This is a genomic window from Idiomarina sp. UBA4206 (genome assembly GCF_002383015.1).
GTDB classification, from domain to species: Bacteria; Pseudomonadota; Gammaproteobacteria; order Enterobacterales; family Alteromonadaceae; genus Idiomarina; species Idiomarina abyssalis.
The window spans coordinates 27,396-49,335 of the sequence record NZ_DFTS01000009.1 but is presented as its reverse complement, the minus strand read 5'-3'; the positions used below and the strand labels follow the sequence as shown (position 1 = coordinate 49,335).

General features: G+C 46.1%; 21 protein-coding genes and 1 pseudogene. 8 read left to right on the top strand and 14 right to left on the bottom strand.

Translation table 11 applies throughout. The features are described 5' to 3' along the window. The 5 genes and pseudogenes from B3180_RS01655 to B3180_RS01635 all read left to right on the top strand — a co-directional run. Positions 1 to 200, top strand: a pseudogene (locus B3180_RS01655) (TolC family protein); the annotation flags it as partial. Between the two features lie 3 nt (positions 201 to 203). After that, positions 204 to 1,349, top strand: coding sequence for an efflux RND transporter periplasmic adaptor subunit (locus tag B3180_RS01650; RefSeq protein WP_011234876.1), 1,146 nt, complete (start codon positions 204 to 206; stop codon positions 1,347 to 1,349). Positions 1,350 to 1,360: 11 nt separating this feature from the next. Then, positions 1,361 to 4,558 carry an efflux RND transporter permease subunit gene (locus tag B3180_RS01645; RefSeq protein WP_011234877.1) on the top strand — a complete coding sequence of 1,066 codons (3,198 nt, stop codon included), beginning with the start codon at positions 1,361 to 1,363 and terminating at the stop codon, positions 4,556 to 4,558. 62 nt (positions 4,559 to 4,620) lie between these two features. Beyond that, positions 4,621 to 5,508: a cation diffusion facilitator family transporter gene (locus B3180_RS01640; protein WP_011234878.1), complete on the top strand. Its 888-nt coding sequence runs from the start codon at positions 4,621 to 4,623 to the stop codon at positions 5,506 to 5,508. 2 nt (positions 5,509 to 5,510) lie between these two features. Continuing rightward, on the top strand, positions 5,511 to 5,846 hold the full coding sequence (locus tag B3180_RS01635; protein WP_011234879.1) for a YnfA family protein: 336 nt from the start codon (positions 5,511 to 5,513) through the stop codon (positions 5,844 to 5,846). A gap of 51 nt (positions 5,847 to 5,897) precedes the next feature. Here B3180_RS01635 and merR read toward each other — a convergent pair whose 3' ends face one another. Continuing rightward, positions 5,898 to 6,341, bottom strand: a complete 444-nt coding sequence (merR, locus tag B3180_RS01630) for an Hg(II)-responsive transcriptional regulator (RefSeq protein ID WP_011234880.1) — start codon at positions 6,339 to 6,341, stop codon at positions 5,898 to 5,900. Between the two features lie 74 nt (positions 6,342 to 6,415). Here merR and merT point away from each other — a divergent pair, with 74 nt between their 5' ends. From merT to merA, 3 genes are read left to right on the top strand one after another with little or no spacing between them, the layout of a single operon-like run. Then, complete coding sequence (gene merT / locus B3180_RS01625) at positions 6,416 to 6,766, top strand: mercuric ion transporter MerT (protein ID WP_011234881.1); 351 nt, start codon at positions 6,416 to 6,418, stop codon at positions 6,764 to 6,766. Between the two features lie 13 nt (positions 6,767 to 6,779). Then, the gene (gene merP / locus B3180_RS01620; protein WP_034818174.1) at positions 6,780 to 7,079 is read left to right on the top strand and encodes a mercury resistance system periplasmic binding protein MerP; all 300 of its coding nucleotides are present in this window, start codon (positions 6,780 to 6,782) and stop codon (positions 7,077 to 7,079) included. 55 nt (positions 7,080 to 7,134) lie between these two features. Beyond that, entirely contained in the window at positions 7,135 to 8,538 is a 1,404-nt protein-coding gene (merA, locus tag B3180_RS01615; RefSeq protein WP_034818177.1) for a mercury(II) reductase, read from the top strand. A gap of 142 nt (positions 8,539 to 8,680) precedes the next feature. Here merA and B3180_RS01610 read toward each other — a convergent pair whose 3' ends face one another. The 13 genes from B3180_RS01610 to B3180_RS01550 form a co-directional block, all read right to left on the bottom strand. After that, positions 8,681 to 8,821, bottom strand: a complete 141-nt coding sequence (locus tag B3180_RS01610) for a cupredoxin domain-containing protein (RefSeq protein WP_153849795.1) — start codon at positions 8,819 to 8,821, stop codon at positions 8,681 to 8,683. Positions 8,822 to 8,866: 45 nt separating this feature from the next. After that, complete coding sequence (locus B3180_RS01605) at positions 8,867 to 9,133, bottom strand: DUF5676 family membrane protein (RefSeq protein ID WP_034818180.1); 267 nt, start codon at positions 9,131 to 9,133, stop codon at positions 8,867 to 8,869. Between the two features lie 103 nt (positions 9,134 to 9,236). Continuing rightward, positions 9,237 to 9,677 carry a hypothetical protein gene (locus B3180_RS01600; RefSeq protein ID WP_271331979.1) on the bottom strand — a complete coding sequence of 147 codons (441 nt, stop codon included), beginning with the start codon at positions 9,675 to 9,677 and terminating at the stop codon, positions 9,237 to 9,239. 214 nt (positions 9,678 to 9,891) lie between these two features. Then, positions 9,892 to 10,245: a cupredoxin domain-containing protein gene (locus B3180_RS01595; protein WP_011234468.1), complete on the bottom strand. Its 354-nt coding sequence runs from the start codon at positions 10,243 to 10,245 to the stop codon at positions 9,892 to 9,894. A 37-nt stretch (positions 10,246 to 10,282) separates the two neighbouring features. Continuing rightward, on the bottom strand, positions 10,283 to 12,544 hold the full coding sequence (locus B3180_RS01590; RefSeq protein ID WP_011234469.1) for a heavy metal translocating P-type ATPase: 2,262 nt from the start codon (positions 12,542 to 12,544) through the stop codon (positions 10,283 to 10,285). Positions 12,545 to 12,623: 79 nt separating this feature from the next. Next, positions 12,624 to 13,082, bottom strand: a complete 459-nt coding sequence (locus B3180_RS01585; RefSeq protein WP_011234470.1) for a hypothetical protein — start codon at positions 13,080 to 13,082, stop codon at positions 12,624 to 12,626. Between the two features lie 27 nt (positions 13,083 to 13,109). Then, positions 13,110 to 13,481 (bottom strand): cation transporter, encoded by a 372-nt coding sequence (locus B3180_RS01580; RefSeq protein WP_011234471.1) that lies wholly within the window; start codon positions 13,479 to 13,481, stop codon positions 13,110 to 13,112. A gap of 57 nt (positions 13,482 to 13,538) precedes the next feature. Further along, complete coding sequence (locus B3180_RS01575) at positions 13,539 to 13,877, bottom strand: P-II family nitrogen regulator (RefSeq protein WP_006956222.1); 339 nt, start codon at positions 13,875 to 13,877, stop codon at positions 13,539 to 13,541. A gap of 96 nt (positions 13,878 to 13,973) precedes the next feature. Then, positions 13,974 to 14,312 (bottom strand): hypothetical protein, encoded by a 339-nt coding sequence (locus tag B3180_RS01570; RefSeq protein ID WP_286842553.1) that lies wholly within the window; start codon positions 14,310 to 14,312, stop codon positions 13,974 to 13,976. A gap of 129 nt (positions 14,313 to 14,441) precedes the next feature. Then, positions 14,442 to 17,567 (bottom strand): efflux RND transporter permease subunit, encoded by a 3,126-nt coding sequence (locus tag B3180_RS01565; RefSeq protein WP_286842551.1) that lies wholly within the window; start codon positions 17,565 to 17,567, stop codon positions 14,442 to 14,444. After that, positions 17,560 to 19,086, bottom strand: coding sequence for an efflux RND transporter periplasmic adaptor subunit (locus B3180_RS01560; RefSeq protein ID WP_110013662.1), 1,527 nt, complete (start codon positions 19,084 to 19,086; stop codon positions 17,560 to 17,562). The genes B3180_RS01565 and B3180_RS01560 overlap by 8 nt, the downstream gene beginning before the upstream one ends. Position 19,087: 1 nt before the next feature. Next, positions 19,088 to 20,377 (bottom strand): TolC family protein, encoded by a 1,290-nt coding sequence (locus B3180_RS01555; RefSeq protein ID WP_243734944.1) that lies wholly within the window; start codon positions 20,375 to 20,377, stop codon positions 19,088 to 19,090. A 659-nt stretch (positions 20,378 to 21,036) separates the two neighbouring features. Beyond that, positions 21,037 to 21,940: FAD-binding oxidoreductase (locus B3180_RS01550; protein ID WP_286842548.1), on the bottom strand; the 904-nt coding region annotated here is incomplete at its 5' end.

Genomic DNA, 21,940 nt, shown 5'->3' with positions numbered 1-21,940 from the left:
CCTGGCTCGCCGGTGACCTATCCACCACAGACTACCTCACCGCTGTGCAACAGCAGCTCGATAGCCAATTTGCAGGGATAGCGCTGCAAACACAATATCGGTTGGCCGCCATTGAATGGTTGTACCGTTCGGGCGAACTCAGTAAAGCGCTGACGTTATCGCCGTTAAGCCAGCCAACAAACGCAGAGATTGGAGAGTAAACGATGTCAGTAAAACCTTTATACGCAGCAATAGCACTTGCGCTGAGCTTTTCGGTTATGGCGCAGGATGAACACGGACACGACGAAAAAGAAGATACCCACAAGGAAAAAGGCAAACACGAGCAAGGTGAACATAAGGAAAGTGCAGGCGTGGAGCTATCCAGCAAGCAGCTGTCCATGGCGGATATCACCACGCGAACCTTGCAAACTCAAGTTATTGAATACCCGGTTTATGCTCCGGGCGAGGTGGTTGCTAACGACTTTAATAGCTATATCGTGAGTCCGCGCATCGATTCGACCGTTCTCAAACGTTTTGTCAGTATTGGCGACCACGTCGAAAAAGGTGAACCACTAGCCACCCTCTTCAGCGCCACCATGGCGGAGGCGCAAAGTCAGTATTTGGTCACACTTAACGAATGGCAACGCGTGCAGTCACTCGGTGAGTCAACGGTTGGTGAAAAACGCTTTGTTGAAGCGAAAAACGCCTTTACCTCAGCGCAAGCGCAACTCAAAGCATTTGGTATGTCAGCCAGTGATATTAAGCGTTTAAGTAAACCTGACTACCCTATCGGCGAATACCAACTGACCTCAGAAATTGGCGGGATTGTGGTTAGCGATAACTTCAAGCAGGGTCAGCCAGTCAATGCCGGTAACCACTTGGTTGAAGTTCTGCAAGAAGAAACCTTGTGGGTGAATGCTCGGCTACCGGGCTCAGCTGACCTTAATGTGCAGTTTGGTGATCCTGTTACAGTGAGTGTCGACAATCAGCGCTTTGCGGCAAAAGTCATTCAGGAAGGCCACACAATAGACCATAAAACCCGCACCCGAACGGTACGACTTGCGGTAAATAACGAAAAGGACCAATTACACCCTGGTTTATTTGCGGATGTTTATTTCTCAGTCAAGTCGGATGGACCGGTGCTTGCAGTTAAGGACTCAGCCTTAATGCGGGCATCTGATGGTGACTGGCAGATATTCATTGAGCACGAACCCGGAAAGTTTGAACCGAAGAAAGTCGAATTGGTTGATGAAAAAGGTCCGTGGAAAGTCATTCGAGGCGTTAAGGAAGGCACAGAGTACGTCGATAACGGCGCGTTTTTCGTTCGCTCTCAAATCGCTAAAGGCGGTTTTGACCCACATAACCACTAACAGGAGGTTGTATGTTTCAGCGCATTATTCAGTTTGCTGTCGCTAATCGCCTGTTATTGGTATTGGCTTTATTCAGCATCAGCATTGCGTCATTTTTTGTTATTCCCAAACTTAATCTGGATGCCTTCCCCGATGTTACCAACGTTCAGGTAACGGTAAATACGGAGGCCCCCGGGTTAGCAGCGACCGAAGTCGAGCAGCTGATTACCTATCCGATAGAGTCGGTGATGTATGCTCTGCCCGACGTCAAAGAGGTTCGGTCAATCTCAAAAACAGGTTTATCGGGCATTACAGTGGTGTTTGACGAGAGTGTCGATATCTACTTTGCCCGGCAACTGGTGTTTGAACGACTGCAGGCGGCAAAGGAGTTGATACCCGAAGGCGTAGGTACACCCGAAATGGGTCCTAACTCCTCCGGCCTAGGCCAGGTTTATCAGTATCTGCTACTTGCCGAACCGGGCTCCGGTGTCAGCAGTATGGAGTTACGCAGTCTAAACGACTATGTGGTTAAACTGCTACTAATGCCCGTTGAGGGAATTACCGAAGTCTTGTCCTTTGGCGGCGAAGTTAAGCAATATCAGGTTAACCTCAATCCCGCTAAGCTGTTGTCTTACGACCTTACCCAGCAAGACGTAATGGGCGCGGTCAACAAGAATAACGGTAACGTTGGTGGTTGGTATATGCCCCGCGGTCAGGAGCAGTTGGTTATTCGCGGCACCGGTTGGTTGGATAGCGGTAAAAAAGGCCTGCAACAAATACGACAAATACCGCTCAAAACCGTTGACGGCGTTTCCGTAACACTGGGCCAGGTTGCCGACGTCGAAATCGGTAGTGAAATTCGCCAGGGGGCGGTCTCAATGTCGCGTAAAGTCGACGGCGAGGTCAACCAGCTGGGCGAAGTGGTATCGGGTATTGTGCTCAAACGCATGGGCTCGAATACCAAAGCCACTATCGACGGTATTAAAAAGCGCATTCCGCTTATTCAGCAAGCATTACCCGAGGGTGTCACCTTTGAGCCGTATTATGATCAGGCCGATTTAATACAAAAAGCCGTATCTACGGTCGCGTATTCACTGCTCATTGCCTTTGTCTTTATTATCGCAGTATTAGCACTGTTTTTGCTCAACATACGCGCTACTTTTTTAGTGTTACTGTCCATTCCCGTTTCTATCGCCATTGCCCTGATGGTAATGTCCGCGATGGGCATGTCAGCTAACCTGATGTCGCTGGGCGGGATTGCTGTTGCCATTGGTATGCTGGTCGACGGCTCCGTGGTGATGGTTGAAAACATCTTTAAGCACTTAAGTCGTCCGGATAGTGAACACCAAGACGACGCCGAGCAACGCACAGAGCACCGCGACCCAGATCCTCAGGCAGCCAAACTCGATAGCCATGGTATCAAGCTGCGAGTTAAGGAAGCGGCGAACGAAGTGGCACGACCGGTATTCTTTGCCGCCATGATTATCTTGGTGGTCTTTATGCCACTGTTTAGTTTTCAGGGTGTTGAAGCTAAATTATTTGAGCCCATGGCTATCAGTATTATGTTGGCCATTATCTCCGCGGTTTTTGTGGCCATCATGGTTGTACCGGCATTAGCCAGTTACTTTTTCAGTCGGGGTATTAAGCCTCGTGAAAATAAACTGCTTAAACCACTAGATAATGGTTATAAAAGACTATTATCGGTGGCGTTACGCAGTAAAAAGGCTGTTATTACCCTGGCCGGTGTGCTGTTTGTCGGCGCTTTGGTGTTAGTGCCTCGTCTCGGCACAGAATTTGCGCCCGAATTGGAAGAAGGCACGATTAATATTCGCGTGACATTAGCCCCCTCCTCTAACCTTGAAACGGCCTTAGAGGTGGCTCCGAAGCTTGAAAAAATCCTGATGTCGTTCCCGGAAACCACCTACGCACTCAGCCGCATTGGACGAGCTGAAGTGGGCGGTGATCCAGAGCCTATCAGCAACATCGAGATATATGTGGGCCTTAAGCCGCAATCCGAATGGACAACGGCATCCGATCGCTACGCCTTACAAGAAAAAATGGAGGCAAAACTAGATGCTCACCCAGGCTTGTTGTTTAATTTTTCACAACCTATTGCAACACGGGTTGATGAACTGCTCTCAGGTGTAAAATCGCAGCTAGCCATCAAACTATTTGGACCCGAGCTTGACGTGTTGGCCCGTAAAGGCCAGGAAATAGAAGGTGCCGTCAAGCAAGTTGACGGGGCGGTTGCTGTAGCGATGGAGCAAATAAAAGGTGAAGCACAACTCGTGGTTTCGCCGAAACGCCAGCAACTCTCACGCTACGGCTTAAATGTCACCGATGTACTGAGCGTTGTCGACAATGGCTTGGGTGGCGCTTCGGCAGGCCAGATCATTCGCGGTAATGAGCGCTATGATATTTACGTGCGGCTGGCCAAGCAATTCCGCGATACGCCGGAGTCTATTCGTTCGTTACGCCTGTTAACTCCCTCAGGGGCCTGGGTAACCTTAGGCGAAGTCGCCCACGTCGCAATTGAATCAGGACCACCGCAAATCCGTCGTGATGACGTACAGCGTCGCGTTGTGATTCAATCGAACGTTCAGGGTCGTGACATGGGTAGCGTGGTTGCCGATATTAGGAAGGCGATTGACGAGAAGGTGGATTTACCAACCGGTTACTCAGTCGACATTGGTGGCCAGTTCGAAAGTCAACAACGAGCACAGGAGCGCTTGTCCATTGTCGTTCCCATATCGCTGGCACTCATCGCCCTGCTGCTTTATTTTGCTTTCGGCACCATGGGTCAAGCCATGTTGATTTTGGTGAATGTACCATTGGCAGTCATCGGCGGTATTGTGGCACTCTATGTGTCAGGACAGTACTTATCGGTGCCCAGCGCCGTGGGTTTCATCACACTGTTTGGTGTGGCGGTACTAAACGGTGTGGTTCTGGTCGAGAGTATTAACCAGAGAATAACCGATGGGCATGCGGTTAATGATGCCGTGTTTGATGGCGCGTGGTCGCGACTACGCCCGGTATTAATGACAGCAATAACCTCAGCGTTAGGACTCATTCCCATGCTGTTTGCAACCGGTGCAGGGGCTGAAATTCAACGCCCACTGGCTACCGTCATTGTTGGTGGTTTGGTATCAGCTACTCTGCTGACATTGGTTATCTTACCCGTGCTCTATCCTTGGTTTTCGAAACAAAAAATTAAGGATCTGAGCCGTTAGGGTTCAATAGCATTTAAGGGGGCGGTTATTGTCGCCCCCTTTTATTAAAAGAGGAACGTATTATGGGACATCACCATAACCATGATCACTCAAAGGACATGCCGTCCAACCGATTAGGTTGGGCATTCCTGCTTAACTTTGTTTTTACCATTATTGAGTTCATTGGTGGTTTTCTTACCAACAGTACCGCCATTTTAGCTGATGCCGTTCATGATCTTGGCGATAGCCTGTCGTTAGGTCTCGCGTGGATACTAAATAAACTTGGCAAAAAACAGGCTAACCAACACTTTACCTACGGTTATAAAAGACTGAATCTTGCCGGTGCATTTATTAATGCCGTTGTGTTAATCGCAGGCTCTGCCTGGGTACTTGTGGAAGCAATTCCCAGACTCTGGAACCCTCAGATGCCCGTCGCTGATGGCATGATTGCTTTAGCCGTCGTTGGCATTACAGTTAATGGATTTGCTGCTTACAAATTGTCAGAGGGCAAAACGTTAAACGAACGCGTTATTAACTGGCACTTGCTGGAGGATGTTCTCGGCTGGGTCGCTGTACTTATCGTTGGTATTGTTTTGCTGTTTGTGGATTGGCCAATTCTCGATCCGCTACTGTCGATTGGTTTTACTCTATTTATTTTAGTGAATGTGCTGCGCAACCTGTGGGCAACGCTGAAACTCTTCATACAAGCAACTCCGGACAAAGAAACCTACAGACAAGTCGCTGACACTTTGCTGGAGCTACCTCATGTTGCTGACCTACACCATCTGCATTTTTGGTCACTAGATGGCGAGGAGCATGTATTAACCGTTCATTTGGTGTTATCTAAAAACCTTGATATCGAGGCCCGTAGCGATTTAAAACAGCGCATCGATGACGTCCTTGCGCCCTATGCTTTAAGCCATACAACGGTAGAACTAGAAGATCCTGATGAAGCCTGTAGGGACAACTGATAATGAGTGCATTATTTTTAATGAAAACATTGGGCTTATTTATTGCCACCGCAATTGCTGAAATTGTCGGATGCTATTTACCCTACCTATGGCTCAAAGAGGGCCATTCGGTTTGGTTGCTCATTCCGGCGGCAGTGAGCTTAGCCTTATTTGCTTACTTGTTAACACTTCATCCGGCGGAAAGCGGGCGGGTCTACGCAGCTTATGGTGGTATTTACGTGTTAACTGCCATAGTCTGGCTGCGAATTGTCGATAAATCGCCACTATCCAATTTCGACCTGATTGGCACGGCGTTTGTGCTAACCGGTATGGGGATTCTTGTGTATGGCTGGCGTTAGCTATAAAGCAATTCAGTTAAAGAACTCCGCTCAAAAGTTTTACTACACAGACTAACGCACCTTATGTTTGTCCGTGGTAGCGTCCTCAACCCCGTCATTAAGCGAGGCCATCAGTGGACAATAGACATCTCCGTGTCCGGCGCTGCATTTTTGCACCAGCTCATTCAACGCTCGTTCAATTTGCTGTAAGTGCGATATCTTTCGACGAACACTGGTGAGCTTTTGCTCCCCAAGCTCCCGTGCCTCATCGCAATGAGCGCCATCTTGCAGAGTTAATAGCTCACCAATTTCATCCAGACTAAATCCAAGCCATTGAGACGCGCGAATAAAATGAAGCCGAGCAAGCGCTTGTTCATCGTAATGTCGGATCCCCCCATACGGCTTTTCCGGCTCGCTCATTAGCCCTCGGCGCTGATAATAGCGCACCGTTTCCACGCCCACGCCGGCTGTTTTGGCCAGCGTGCCAATTGTCATTACGTTGCGTTTTTTTAACATAGCTATTGCTTCCGTAGTGAGGTACGGGTTTAAGATTAACACATTAAAGCAAAATGCCCGAAGGAGTTACTCTTATGTCAAATTCAAAATCTGGTCGGGGCTCTCTTCTCGCGGGAGGGATCGCAGCGACTCTGGCATCTGCGTGTTGTCTGGGTCCCCTCATATTACTTGCACTCGGTGTATCCGGGGCCTGGATTGGGAGCCTCACAGCACTTGAGCCTTATCGACCCATTTTTATTACCATTGCATTGATTGCCATATTCTTTGCCTGGCGTCGAATATACCGGCGTGCTGATGACTGCAACCCTGATAACACCTGCGCAACGCCAAATGCTCGTAAGAGCTACAAAGTGATGTTTTGGCTCGTTGCGGTGCTTACTTTAACAGCATTGGCTTACCCCTATGTTGTTCCTTTGTTTTACTAGGAGGCAATACACGATGAAAAAAACAATGATAACAACCATTTTATTTTTACTGTTTAGCATGCCCGCATTGGCGGTTGAGAAAACGGTTACGCTATCAGTACCCGGTATGACATGCGTCACCTGCCCAATTACTGTCAAAGCTGCACTTGGCCAAGTTGCAGGTGTGAGCGCCGTCGATGTCCGTTTTGAAGAGCGGGATGCAACCGTGACATTCGACGACGAAAAAACGTCAGTTAAGCAGCTCACTGAAGCAACGACAAATGCAGGATACCCATCAACACTGAAAGCAACGGCACCAAAAAATCAGTCATGAAACATCACAATGCCTTATAGCTGCTGTAAAACTGAAAGACCAAGGAGTAACCGTTATGAGTAATAACAATTTACACATTGCTGTCATTGGTAGCGGCGGCAGTGCGATGGCTGCGGCACTCAAAGCGACCGAGGGAGGTGCCCGAGTGACGCTCATTGAGAGAGGTACTATTGGCGGAACTTGTGTCAATATTGGCTGTGTCCCGTCTAAAATCATGATCCGAGCGGCTCATATCGCCCAACTGCGGCGAGAAAGCCCTTTTGATAAAGGCTTAAGTACCCATACTCTTAAGGTAAATCGATCAGCTCTCCTCGAGCAACAACAGGCTCGGGTAGAAGAACTCCGTGAATCCAAATACCAGAGTATTCTTAGAGAGAATTCCGCCATTACCGTTATTAACGGCGAAGCCCGCTTTATAAACGATGAAACTCTTTCCGTATCACTTTGCGATGGCGGTGAGCAAACGGTTCACTTTGACCGTGCTTTTATCGGCACCGGGGCCCGACCCGCACAACCACCCATCCCCGGCTTAGCTGAAACCCCTTACCTTACTTCGACAAGCGCATTAGGGCTAAGTAACATTCCTAAGCGCCTCGCTATTATTGGAGCCTCGGTCGTTGCTCTTGAATTAGCACAGGCCTTCGCGCGTCTCGGTAGTGAAGTTACTGTTTTGGCTCGCAGTCGGGTGTTATCCCAAGACGAGCCTGCCATTGGTGAGGCAATAGCCACTGTTTTTTATCACGAAGGCATCAATGTGCTTGAGCATACAGAAGCCAGCGAAGTGCGTTACGACGGACAACACTTCATTCTCAAAACCAATGCCGGAACATTAAAAGCAGAACAACTGCTCGTGGCCACAGGCCGCACGCCCAATACGGAAAACCTCGATTTAGAAACCATCGCCGTACAAACCGAGCGCGGTGCCATAACGATTAACGATCGCATGCAAACCTCTAACTCAAGAGTATATGCGGCAGGCGACTGTACGAATCAGCCGAAGTTTGTCTATGTCGCCGCCGCAGGCGGCAGCCGAGCCGCTATTAACATGACGGGCGGTGATGCGCATCTTGATCTCAGTGCCATGCCCGAGGTTATCTTTACTGATCCACAAGTCGCCACGGTGGGTTTATCAGAAGCTGATGCTAAAACTGGTGGTTACGTCACCGAAAGCCGCACGTTGGGCCTTGAAAATGTCCCACGGGCATTGGTTAACTTCGATACCCAAGGGTTTATAAAAATTGTCGCAGAAAGTGGCAGCGGCCGGCTGCTCGGTGTTCAAGTCGTCGCAGGAGAAGCTGGTGAGTTGATTCAAGCTGCTGTAATGGCGATAAGAGCAGGAATGACAGTCAATGAGTTGGCTGATGAGCTCTTCCCATACCTTACGATGGTAGAAGGCTTAAAATTATGCGCTCAAACGTTTACTAAAGATGTTAGCCAATTATCTTGCTGCGCTGGGTGAGATAACCTAGCTTAACTTCACTGGACAGTTACCAATATTTCGGGTTTAGCTGCTGGTTGGTGATAGGTTAAGCTAGTTCAGGAGTGATAATAGTTGTTATAAGCACTTTTTTTTCATTCATATTAGCTCTTATTTGTCTCACTTATTTGACAATAAGTTTTCCTAGATACCTTTGCATCTGACAATGAAAATCGTATTCTCCGGTCTTTAATACTGGCAATTCGATCAACTTTAACTTATTGGTCGGTAAAGTATCGCTGATCCCCAGATCAGGAATAAGCAAAGTTTCAGAGCAACAGATTTAAAGGCTTCCAGTTTGACAACAATCTCATTTAGCCGTTTTCATTTGTTTATTATATAACGTTACAATTAGCCAGCCAGTAATCATAGCTCCCAAGGACCACCCGAATAATCCCGTAACAAATCCACTAAAACTCAAATGCCACTCGAAACCAGAGAGTTTTCCGTGAACCATGCCTTCTGTTAAAGCCATCATGCTAGAGGGCATAATAAGCACTAGCAAGCTACAAACTCCCCATAAAACTGCGAAAGCACCGCCAGCTGCTAAGCCAAATTTCTTTGCATTAAGTTTCATAACTTCCTCCTTAAAAATACCGTTGTAAATTAGATATATTGAAAAAGTACCGCTACTTGCACACTGCAAGTAGCGGCATTTCCAACGGAGAGCTTAATCTCTACTACATTTCCTTTTTTTCTTCACTCTGGTGTTCCATCATTTGCTCCATCATCTTTTGCATCATATCCATTCGATGCTCCATCATTTTCATTTTATTCATCATATTCTCTTTGCCCATTTGCTCTGCTTTGTCTCCCTTTTTATGTTCTCCTTTGTTCATGCCTTTATCCATCCCATGGTTCATCATTTGCATGCCCTTCTGCATTGACTTCATATGTTTTTGCATGAGTTCTTTACGCTTCTTGGGGTCAGATTCGCTTTTTATTTCTTTCATAGCATCGCGCATTTCCTGCATGTGCTCATGCATTGATGTCATTTTTTCATGGTGCATCATTCCACTCATTGAACCTGTTTTATCATCACCATGTTTATGCTGTGCATCAGCAAAGACAGGAGAGGCCATTAAAGCTGTGATAGTTAAAGCTGAAAGTACTTTTTTCATTTTATTACCCTCTTGACTATGACCAAATTGTATTGGTCTCATTAATTTTACTTTGTTTCACTATCGTTAAATCTTGGAGCCCACGCTGACGTAGACCTCATATAACGGCGATATTTATTGCCGAATCCTTCAATGCCTTCGATGAAATTGAATTTCATTGAATCTAGCGGAAAACTTTTAAAATTCTCATTGTGACCTGGACGTTTTAAGCCATTTAACCAGCAACGATTTTTCCCCGATACATTTGCATCTGGCAATGAAAGTCATACTCTCCGGGTTCCAGTGCTGGTATTTGAATTGGCTTTAATTTGTTAAAAGGCAACGTTTCACTGATTTCCAGGTCAGGGATAAGCAGAGTTTCAGAGCAAGGCGATTGATCCTTCCGCAGAAACCTGAGTTCAACCGGCTTACCTTCAGGTACGTTTATTCTCGAAGGCGAGTAGGTGCCGTTTTCGACGGCAATCACCCAATCACCTTCTCCCAGCTTCATCTGCTTGGGCGTGTAAAGCCAAAACCACCAGACGATCAGTGCGATCAGAGCGATACCAGCAATATTAATAAATAACATATTTATTCTCCTGAATGCGCCAATGTTAAAAGGTGCATTAATGTTTCTTGGCTTTGAAAAAGCGTAACCGGTTAGCGTTGCTCACTACCGTAAGCGAAGAAAAAGCCATTGCTGCACCTGCAATAACCGGACTCAACAGCATTCCAAAAAATGGATACAGAACGCCTGCGGCAAAAGGAATACCTGCTACGTTGTAAATAAAAGCACCAAATAAGTTTTGTTTAATGTTGCTCAGTGTGGCCTTGCTCACCGCGACCGCATCGGCAAGCCCGTGCAACGACCCGCGCATCAATGTAATATCAGCACTTTCAATAGCGACGTCCGTTCCCGTGCCAATCGCGAAGCCTACATTGGCAATAGCTAGTGCTGGCGCATCATTAATACCATCTCCCGTCATGCCAACGATTTCGCCTTCCATCTGCAGCTCCTGAACCTTTTTTGATTTTTCTTCCGGCAGAACTTCAGCGAAAAATTCTTTAATTCCTACTTTTTCAGCAACTGCTTCTGCTGTCGCGCGATTATCACCAGTAAGCATCACTACTCGCACACCGTTATCTTGCAAACGTTTAATGGCGGCTACGGAGTCGTCTTTTATCGGGTCGGCAACTGCAATAATTGCAGCTAACTCATTATCAACGGCAAAGTACATAGGCGTCTTAGCTTCAGCAGCTAAGCCTTGGGCTTTTTCAACAAAGTTACCGAGCTCAACTTGACGTTCACGCAACAGCTTTTCATTACCGAAAAGGAGGGACTTCCCGTCAACTTCTGCCTCCACGCCATGACCAGCGATGGCGTTGAAGTTCGAGACCTTACTTGTCTTAATCCCTCTTTCCCTGGCTGACTCAACTATCGCCTGTGCTAGCGGATGTTCAGAGCCAGACTCAAGTGTCGCTGCAAGTTGCAGTACGGTTTGCTCATCGTACTCACTCGCTACTAATACGTCGGTGACTTTAGGAGAACCAAGTGTAATGGTGCCCGTTTTATCCAGGATCATAGCCGATACTTTCGACGCTGTTTGCAATGCTTCGCCATTGCGAATCAGCACACCTGCCTCTGCGGCTTTTCCTACACCCACCATTACCGACATAGGCGTCGCCAGGCCTAATGCGCAAGGGCAAGCAATAATCAAGACAGTGGTCGCTGATACCACAGCAAAGGCCAGTGCCGGCTCAGGCCCAAAGTTAAGCCAAGCTAGAGCACTGATAACAGCGATAATCATAACGACTGGCACAAAGTAAGCTGAAATAATATCGGCAAGACGACCGATTGGGGGCTTAGAGTTTTGCGCCCGTTTCACCATGTTAATAATTTGAGCAAGTGCTGTATCTTTTCCGACTCTTGTCGCTTGAAACAAAAAGGAACCACTTTTATTTATCGTGCCCGCCACAACGTCATCACCAACTGATTTTTCCACGGGCATGGGTTCACCCGTTAGCATAGATTCATCAACGGTGGTACTTCCCTCTATAACTTTTCCATCAACAGGGATTTTTTCTCCGGGACGAACACGTACTACGTCCTCCTCGAGTACGTCTTCGATAGCGATATCCAATTGTTTATCGTCACGAATCACCCTTGCGGTTTTCGCCTGCAAACCAATGAGACGTTTTATGGCTTCGGACGTGCGCCCACGAGCTTTCAGTTCAAGTGCCAGCCCCAAATTGATCAAACCGATAATCATTGCGGTCGCTTCAAAGTATACGTGACGCGCCATTTCCGGAACCAGGTGCGGAACCAATACAACCACCATGGAATACAACCAGGCGGTACCAGTACCAAGTGCGATCAGCGTATCCATATTAGCGGAATGATTTTTCAAAGATTGCCAGGCACCGACGAAGAAGTGTTTGCCCGAAAAGTAAAGTACACCTAACGTTAGAATACCTACGACTAACCATGTCACACGCTCTGTGGCAGTGGTCACCGTCATTTCACCAACAAAAAGGCTATAAATCATGAGAGGTACACCTAACGACAGCGCAACGGTCATCTCCCGCATCAGCCGCTTGTAATAAGCCCAGTCGGCTTGCTCTTTTTCTGCCAACGCATCACCGTCACTTTCGGACGTGGCTACTTTAGCGCTATACCCCGCCCTCTCTACTGCTTTCACTAAAGCGCTCGGACTTGCTGTTCCTGTCACACTGACTGTTCGCTGCGCAAAGTTCATCTCTGCATTTTCCACACCGGATACAGACTTTAATGCACTCTCGATTTTGCCAACACAACTCGCGCAACCGGCTCCCTCGATAATGAGTTCCTCAATGGAACTACTACTAACGTCCTCAGTTTTCACACCCATACAAGTGCTCCTTATTTATGGAAAATTAACCAAATCAGGGCTCTTTCCCACAAAGTACCAACGATAAAATTTTCACTAACTACATATCCGAAAATCGGTTCGCAGTTTGCACCATTCGTTTAATTTCATTTTCTTCAACGTTTTTTACTGTTTCTAACAGCTCTTTTGCGCTGTCTATATCAACACGGGAATATAGGTGTTCATACAACTCAATGACTTGCTCATGATGGTTTACAATGTTCTCCATAATGTGATCAGTATCTAACTCTTTAAAAGGCGAATCACAGTGTCCATGCTCAACGATGGGATGTTTCCCAATATAGTCATAACACCAAGTGTCTAATGCATTTCGGTTTGCTGTACTCAAAAAACCTTCGACCATTCGCTCTAAGCTAGCCTCATGACCCGACACGTAGTTTAGAATCATCCGAGCTCGTTCATCTTGGTTTTGTTTAGAGCAGTGAGTAACACACTCCTTCAGGTTTTTGTGGAAATCAACGGTCCAACTCAGCACATCTTTGATTGTTTCTATTTGCATTTTTTACTCCTTACCTATAATTAATCGTTACTTTCGTTTGCTTTTGTTAACTGGCGGACTTCTATGACAACTCCACGGTGTATGTTCCGAATTATCTTTAATATTTTGGTCAATAAACTTGTAGTACTCTTCTTTCAGATGAGTCCACCACCCACTATTTATTTCAACACCAAACTTCCTGAGCTTTTCCTCTATAACATTGAGATCCACTTTAGAGGCATCATAAGCTACCAATAACAAGTTACGCTCAGAGTCATAGGCAACGCTATCGAGACCAACCAACAAGTCAATTTCTTTGATAGCTTTGCGAACTTCTTTCACACTCTCTGCGTTTAGCTTTAAAGTGCGGTTTACTAAGTTAATTCCCCGCACTCCTGCTCTATGATCGTTATTTGACATCAATACTGTCCTGTTAATTAAAACTACCAATACGTTTCAGGCAACATTTGCTCGGTGTTAACTTTGTAACGAAAGCTCTTTATTAGTGGCTGCTCGTTTATCGTGAACCCAGAACAATTCATCGATTGGCGAGATAGAAACTAATCCCTCGTTAGATACCCCAGTATGGGCCGCTTCAACTACCAAGAGGGCAACATCACGCGCATCATCACTGTTCACATAAACTTCAAGCTGTACGTGATCAACTAAGTGATCATCGTTATAGCTATCGAAGTAGTAACCCCGTCCTCGCACAGGAAACAGCGTAAAGCCGCTAACGCCACGGCCGATGAGAGCCTCTTCCACTGAGTCTTGTCGAAGTTGATCAAAAATAGCGGTAATTTTAGATAGGTTCATATACCCCCCTAAAAGCCCTAAAGCATATAGCTTATGGACTGTGTTTAGCCTAGTTACTTAAATTTCGAGAAAATCTAGAGTTGTAATTTAGTAGTGCTATTTCGGAGGGTAGTAAATATCGAAGAGTATTTGCTTCACATCACCTTTATAAGACACGGGATGTGGCAAGTTGCTAGGAGAGTTTATCGAAGTGTCGAATTGAATAAATACTAGAGGTGAGTTCGCAGAGTTACACTCTTCATCCATAGAGCATTTATCAACTACGCAGCAATAGCAGTCGTCAATGATAGATTGCTCACTTTCATCGCAATGAAAGTTATCTTTGCTTTCGTTGCTAACATCCATATGGCTAACACTTTTTTCGTGCTGTACATTGGAAGCATTGTTATAAGCAGGAGCGGCTGGGAAGGATAGCTGTATCACTATTCCTAACATAAGCACAACTAAAAATTTTGCTTGAAACATATGTGCGCTCCTATTGCCATGCTATAAATTAGCATACTACCACCTGCACATCATTGATCGAGATCAAAGGTGTGCAGGTGATATTCACAGAGTAAGGTATCATCTAACCTTAACGTCTTTCTTTCGCCACAAATAGTAAACAGCAGGTAATACGAGCAAGGTTAAGATAACAGCGCTGATCATTCCTCCAACCATTGGCGCCGCTATTCTACTAACCACCTCAGCCCCAGTCCCTGTACTAAACATTATAGGCAATAAACCAGCAATTGTAGAAACGGCCGTCATCATGACGGGGCGAACACGAAGTCCAGCCCCTTCCATTACGGCAAGAGAGAGACCGTCTTTCGTTAATGCTTTACCATGCTCTAACTGACTTTTTTCATATTCATTATAGGACTGGTTTAAGTAAGTCAGCATTAGTATTCCTATTTCTACAGTGACACCGGCTAGAGCTATAAAACCAACCGCTACAGCAACTGAGAAATTATAATCTAAAAGATACATTAGCCAGATTGACCCCACCAATGCGAGAGGCAAAGTTCCCAATATAATGGCTATTTCTGTAGCGTTTCGAAAGTTCATATATAAAAGAACGATAATAATCGCGAGCGTTAACGGAATCACGTAAGTCAGTTTTTCCTTTGCCCTTTCCATATATTCGTACTGCCCGGACCAGGTAACTGAATACCCTGCTGGCAACTCGAGTTCTTGTTCTACAACCTTCATTGCTTTTTCAACATAAGTGCCGACATCAACTCCCTCAATGTCGACAAAAGTCCAGCCATTAAGTCTTGCGTTTTCGCTTTTAATTGCCGGCGGTCCAAGTTCAACGTAGACATCAGCCACATCCGCCAAACTAATACGCTGCCCGTTTGGCGTAACTAAAGGTAGCTTCTTTAATTCTTCCGGCGAATCACGGTAATCTTGAGGGTAGCGCAAGTTTATTGGGTAACGTTCAAGCCCTTCAATGGTCTCTGAAACATTCATTCCACCAATAGCCGTGGCAACGACCTGCTGCACATCCTCAATGTTCAAGCCATAACGTGCAGCCTGCTCTCTTTCTATGTCAACTTTGACATAGCGTCCACCTGCCACTCGCTCTGAATAAACAGAAGCCGTACCATCGACATCATCAAGTATTGCTTCAAGCTGCTGCCCTATCGTCTGAATTTCATTAAGATCGGCTCCGGCAACTTTTATACCTACCGGCGTTTTGATACCTGTCGATAGCATATCAATGCGAGTTTTAATGGGGTAAACCCACGCATTGGTCAGCCCCGGAAACTTTACAAGCGCATCCAGTTCTTTTTTCAACTTCTCAGTGGTCATACCGTCTCTCCACTGATCTTTCGGTTTCAGTTGAATAAAGGTTTCAATCATCGTTAGGGGTGCCGGATCAGTGGCGGTATCCGCTCGACCAATTTTGCCAAAAACCGTCTTCACTTCCGGTACCGTTTTTATGAGCTTGTCGGTTTGCTGCAACAGCTCCCTTGCTTTACCAATTGATAATCCGGGATAGGTAGTGGGCATATACATCAAATCGCCCTCATCCAAATCTGGAATAAATTCACTACCAATTTTGTCAATCGGCCAGACACCAACGGCCAGGATAACAAGCGCTCCGACAACTGCTGTCTTGGGGTATTTCAAAATGCCTTTTAAAAGCGGTTTATACCCGGCGATCAATAACCGATTAAGCGGGTTTTTCCCCTCAGGTGTTACCTTTCCTCTGATAAAATATCCCATCAACACGGGGATAACGGTAACCGCTAAGGCTGCACTGGCTGCCATTGCGTAAGTTTTCGTGAAAGCAAGCGGAGAAAACATCCGCCCTTCCTGGGCTTCTAAGGTAAATACCGGCATAAAGCTGACGGTAATAATGAGCAAGCTAAAGAAAAGAGCAGGGCCCACCTCTGAAGCAGAGGCGGCAACCACCCGCCAGCGGTTCTCTGCTGTCAGTGGCGTTTTTTCCATATGCTTATGCATATTTTCAATCATGACGATGGCACCATCGAGCATAGCGCCAATAGCGATTGCGATCCCTCCAAGTGACATAATATTCGCGTTAATTCCTTGCCAATACATGACAATAAACGCGGTTAAAATACCCAAAGGCAAGCTGATAACGGCAACCAGCGAGGAGCGGACATGGAAGAGAAATATCACACAGATAAACGCGACAATAGCGAGTTCTTCTATTAAACTTTTCCAGAGACTTTCCACGGCATCCGAGATAAGCCCCGAACGATCATAGACAGTGACTATATCGACACCTTCTGGTAGCCCAGACTTTAATTCTTCCAACTTTTGTTTAACGCCATCAATCGTTTTTTGGGCATTTTCTCCGAAACGCATTACCACAATACCACCCACGGCTTCTCCCTCACCGTTGAGTTCGGCGATACCGTGTCTCATTTGGGGGCCCACACCCACATCAGCAACGTCTTTAAGCAATAATGGCGTGCCATTTTCATCAACGCCAAGCGGGATACTCTCTAAGTCTGACACACCATCAATATAGCCTGAGGCCCGGACCATATACTCAGCTTCCGCCATTTCAACCACCGACGCCCCCACTTCCTGATTACCTCGCTGGATAGCATTTTGTATGTGAGCAAGAGGAATATCGAATGCGCGCAGCTTCTCCGGATCCACTTTCACCTGGTACTGCTTTACCATCCCGCCGAGGGCGGCAACTTCCGAAACCCCCTCGACCGTTTGCAGTTCATACTTTAAAAACCAATCCTGCATACTGCGTAACTCACTCAAATTGTGGTTACCCGTACGATCAACCAAGGCATACAAATACACCCAACCAACCCCTGTTGCATCAGGGCCTAATTGCGGTCTTGCATTAGAAGGCAGTGTCGGAGCAACCTGAGACAAATATTCCAGTACTCGCGAACGCGCCCAGTAAGCGTCTGTATCTTCGTCAAAAATGACATACACATAGGAGTCGCCGAAAAACGAATATCCACGGACGGTTTTAGCGCCGGGGACAGACAGCATAGCGGTTGTTAATGGATAGGTTACTTGATCTTCTACCACCTGCGGCGCTTGACCCGGATAGCTGGTTTTAATGATCACCTGGACATCCGACAAGTCCGGCAGTGCGTCTACGGGCGTATTCTTAACCGCAAAAGCACCAACACCCACGAGGATTAATGTCGCCAGAAGAACGAAAAAACGGTTACTCACTGACCATCGAATGACTGACTTAATCATGGTTATGCTCCTGCTCTGTCACTTGTTTTTGCTCGGGAATATGAATCGATGTGAGCTGGTACTGTTGCTTCCCGACTTGCGTTATTTCCGCATGCAAGGATAACCCCGTGCTAAGCTGAGAAAGTTCAACATCCGAAGCAACATCGAAGTCCATCGTCATTGCAGGCCAGTCCCATTCAGAAATCTCACCGTGCTCCAGCGTAACCATCGAGTGCTGAGGCATAACATTTTTAACGGTTGCTTCAACCCAGACAGCTTGAGCTGCTGCGTCACTTGACATACTGCCATGGCTCTCGTTATCAGCATCAGTGTCATGTTGCATGCGCTTAAAGTCAGAGGATTTACTGGACTCAGAATCAATCAAAAACTGAGCTGAAGTAACGATGTCATCACCTGCCATAAGACCCGATAAAATTTCAACTCGCGAGCTCCCTAACCGCCCAACGTCAACATTAACTGATTTAAATTTCCCATCACCCAGTGCCAGTACAACTCGGTTCGAACCACCCATTCGGATAAGCGCTTCTTTAGGGATGATTAAGTTTTTGTCGCCTAAACCAGCCTTAATGTTAAGATTCGCAAACATGCCCGGTTTTAAAAAACCATCTGGGTTGTCGAAGTGAATTCGAACTTGTCCCGTCCGAGTTTTAGGGTTAAGTGACGGATAGACATAATCAACCTTTCCTTGCCACTCTTTACCTGGAGCATACTCAAGGTTCATTTGAACGTCATTGCCTACCTCAACCTGGTTCAATTGCCGCTCAAAGACTTCTGCAATAACCCAAATTTTATCCAGTTGAGCAATGGTCATTAAATTCATACTCGGCGTTACAAACGCACCTTCACGCACAGTCAGTCTATCCAATACCCCGGACTGCTTTGCTTTTACCGTGATTGTTTTCTGAATTTTACGAGTTTCTTTTAACTTCTTAATCTCAGATTCAGAGACTTGCAGAGCTCTTAAGCGTTCTTCAGCGGCATCAATTAGCACCTGATTACCTCTTTGCGAGGCCAATACAAGCTCCTCTTGCGCATTAACCATTTCCGGTGAGTAAATACTGTATAAAGGCTCGCCGGCTTTAACCGAGTTACCAACCGCTTTTACGAAAAGCTTCTCAATCCAGCCTTCAACACGGGGACTTACTGTCAGCACTCGGTTCTCATCAAACTGAACATAACCGACCGTTTCGATATCCAGGTTGAGTCTCGAAAAGGTGACCGTTGCAGTTGTAACCCCAAGGTTATTAATAACGTCGGGATCAATTCTCACCGTACCTGGTGAACTCTCTTCTGCATCATCGCCATAGTAAGGAATAAGGTCCATCCCCATTGGAGACTTTCCTGGTTTGTCTCGGCGATAATTGGGATCCATCGGAGCCACCCAATATAACGGCTCTTTTTCTGCATTGCCCGATGAACGATCAGACACTTCAGTCGATTGCATTACATAGCCAATAGCGCCAGCGCCAACTGCAAAGCCTACAGCTAAACTTATAAGAGATTTGGTGACTGTTTTCATTTTAAACTCCTGAGAATAATAAGTAGTTTGCTTCGGCAATCAGCTTTTGGCGGTTGATGGCGATCGCTAATGCATCAATTTTTGCGTTGACTTCAGCAATCTGTGAACGCACCGCCTCTGCAAAGTCGCCATCATCATTGTTGTAAGCTGTCAATGCAGCTTCAGACTGGGCGGACATTTGTGGAAGTAGCTCTTCACGATAAAGAGCAGCGCGTTCATTCAAACGATTCAGTTGTACAAAGGTACTGCGTAAATTGGCTATTAACTGTCTGGCAATCAGCAGTTTTTCAGTTCTTTTTGCTTCAGTTTTATACTTTGCCGAACGCACCTGTTCATCCTGCTTGTTATCAGTAAACAGTGGTATATCGAACGTAACTCCGGCTGACAGCAAGTTGGCACGGTCATTGCCGCTTGGATCGTCGTTTCTATGGCCATATTTAAGGTTGGTTGACCATTGTGGTTTATAACCTTGTTGAGCAAGCTCTACAGAAGTTTCCGACGCCGAAATGTCTTGATCGGTAGCTTGCAAAACTGGGTGCCCTTTTATTAATTCGTACAAGGCTTGTTTAGGCATTGTTGAAGGCGAACTCAATGCTTCCTGTAGCGTAAGGTTAGGAACGTCATCCGGTAACGTTGATTTCGCTATAACACCTATCCATTCCGACAATTCGCTTTGAAGTCGCTCCTCTTTTTGTCGCAGTGACGTCAACCTATCATCCAGGCGTGTAAGCTCAAGTTGGGCTCTAATAACATCTTGCTGCCGTGCTTTTCCCTCGGTACTGGTATAACTCGCCTTAGCCGTCGACACTAACTGTTCAAAAAGCGCTCTATCCGATTCAATCAAGCGAATACTTTGCTGAGAGAAAAAAACATCTAACCACAACTTCGTGACCGTTGTTTTGACCTTTGCAATACGATCCGCTCTCAAAAACGGTTGTTTTTGAGCTAATTGGTTTTTCTGCTTACGAGACAACGATAATGTGTCTCCTCTGGGAAATGTTTGTGAAACACCGACGACTAACTGGGTCATTCCTTCCTGTCTTGAACTAAAACTGTCAACCGGGAAACTGGCAGCCGTGAGCGATATTTTAGGGTCAGGCAAACTGGAAGAGGCTATTGCTTCACTCGCGAATGCTTCTTGGGTTTGCTTACTTGCCGTTAACCAAGGATCTTCTTGTACAGCGATACTCACTGCTTCTTGCAAATTCAAAAGCGGCTCTTGTGCATTAACGACATTTGGCACCACTACAGTCAGAACACTTAAATAAGCCATTCTTCTTAAAAGTTTCATATTGTTACTCTCAAAAACTGTGAATTTTTAAATTAAACACAGACCAAGTTATGAGTCGGACCGTAACGAGGACGACGAACGACGTCGTAACGACAATGACCGAACCAAAGCTTATAGCTGTGCTTTTACCTGGACGATAAACGCGCCAGGAGCGAGAAATTTCGTATTTTTAAGAGTGGATTGGGGGGCGAAAAAGCGAGAGAGAATGCTTTTCTTTAATATTCGTATCTAAGAATGAGGAAGCGTTAAAAACCAGCTTCTCAATAGGCGGAACGGTGGATTGCTCAGAATAAACGACAGTAATTGACGGGCTGTAACAATGACGCATCATTGAATCAGAGCAACAGTTATCGGTAAGAGAATGTGACACTTCGCAATCTGCAAGATCGCAAACTTGCTCAGTAGGATCGTGCATACATGCCTTTTCCGTACTGATAGTTTGTGAAAATGACATTGTTGTTACTGCTAATAGCAGTAGGGCAATGATTAAACGATACATGCGAAGCTTTACTGTAAAAACATGCTTGAAGTGTATCTCTTTTGGCTGATAAAGATCAATCAATTAAAGGAAGTACCCATAACGAGGTAGTCAACCCAGGTGGTGATACCACTTCTACATCACCACCCCGATTTATTGCTAACTCAGGCGCTTTCAAGCTCTAAATACCAAAGTCATCGAACCTTACTTGTTCTCGCGGAACGCCAAAGTCAGCAAGAGACTCTAACGTCGCTTTCAGCATTGGTGGAGGACCACACACGTAAACGTCCAATGTGTCTTTGTTTTCATCTGCCAACCATTTCATTGCAGTTTCGTGCACAAAGCCAGTGTGCCCGGCCCACGCATCTGATTTAGCAACCTCTGAAAGTACCGGTATATAATTTAACCGCTCATCTCTTTCGAACTCATCCCTATAACAGAGCTCTTTTTCATATCGTGCGCCGTAAAAAAAGATACAGCGACGAGGAGAGCCTGCTGCTAATTCACTTTGTATTAACGCTCTCAACGGTGCAATACCCGCGCCGCCTCCGATAAAGACTTGCGTGTGATTATTTTGTTTCGTCAGCTGAAAGTCACCAAATGGTCCAATAGCATCGACATGAGCGCCAGGCTCTAAATTACACAAGTAGTTTGAACCGATGCCTGGGGGCACCCCTTCACTTGGCGAGGGCAGTTGTCGTACGTTAAACACAAATCGAGTCGGGTGAGGCCGCGTAGCAACAGAGTAATGTCGTGACAATATTTCGTTTAAGTGTGGAATACGAAACTGCATAAACTGCCCGGCTTCATAATTAACGGGCTCTGAACTCACAAAGGTAAGCTCCATAATGGATGGAGTCAGTTGACGCTTTGAATCGAGTGTTAAAGCTATATCACTAACCCCCTCATTATGTAACTTTACTTCATAATTTGTTGAGGTTCTGTGTTGGCAAGATAACCGCATCCCCGCGTCTAATTCATTGGCGCTCAATAACGCTTTTTCAGCGGCTTTAGGACTAGGTATATCGCTGCCTTGTAGTGTTACTTTACATAATCCACAAGTTCCACCTCCACCACAGCTGCTG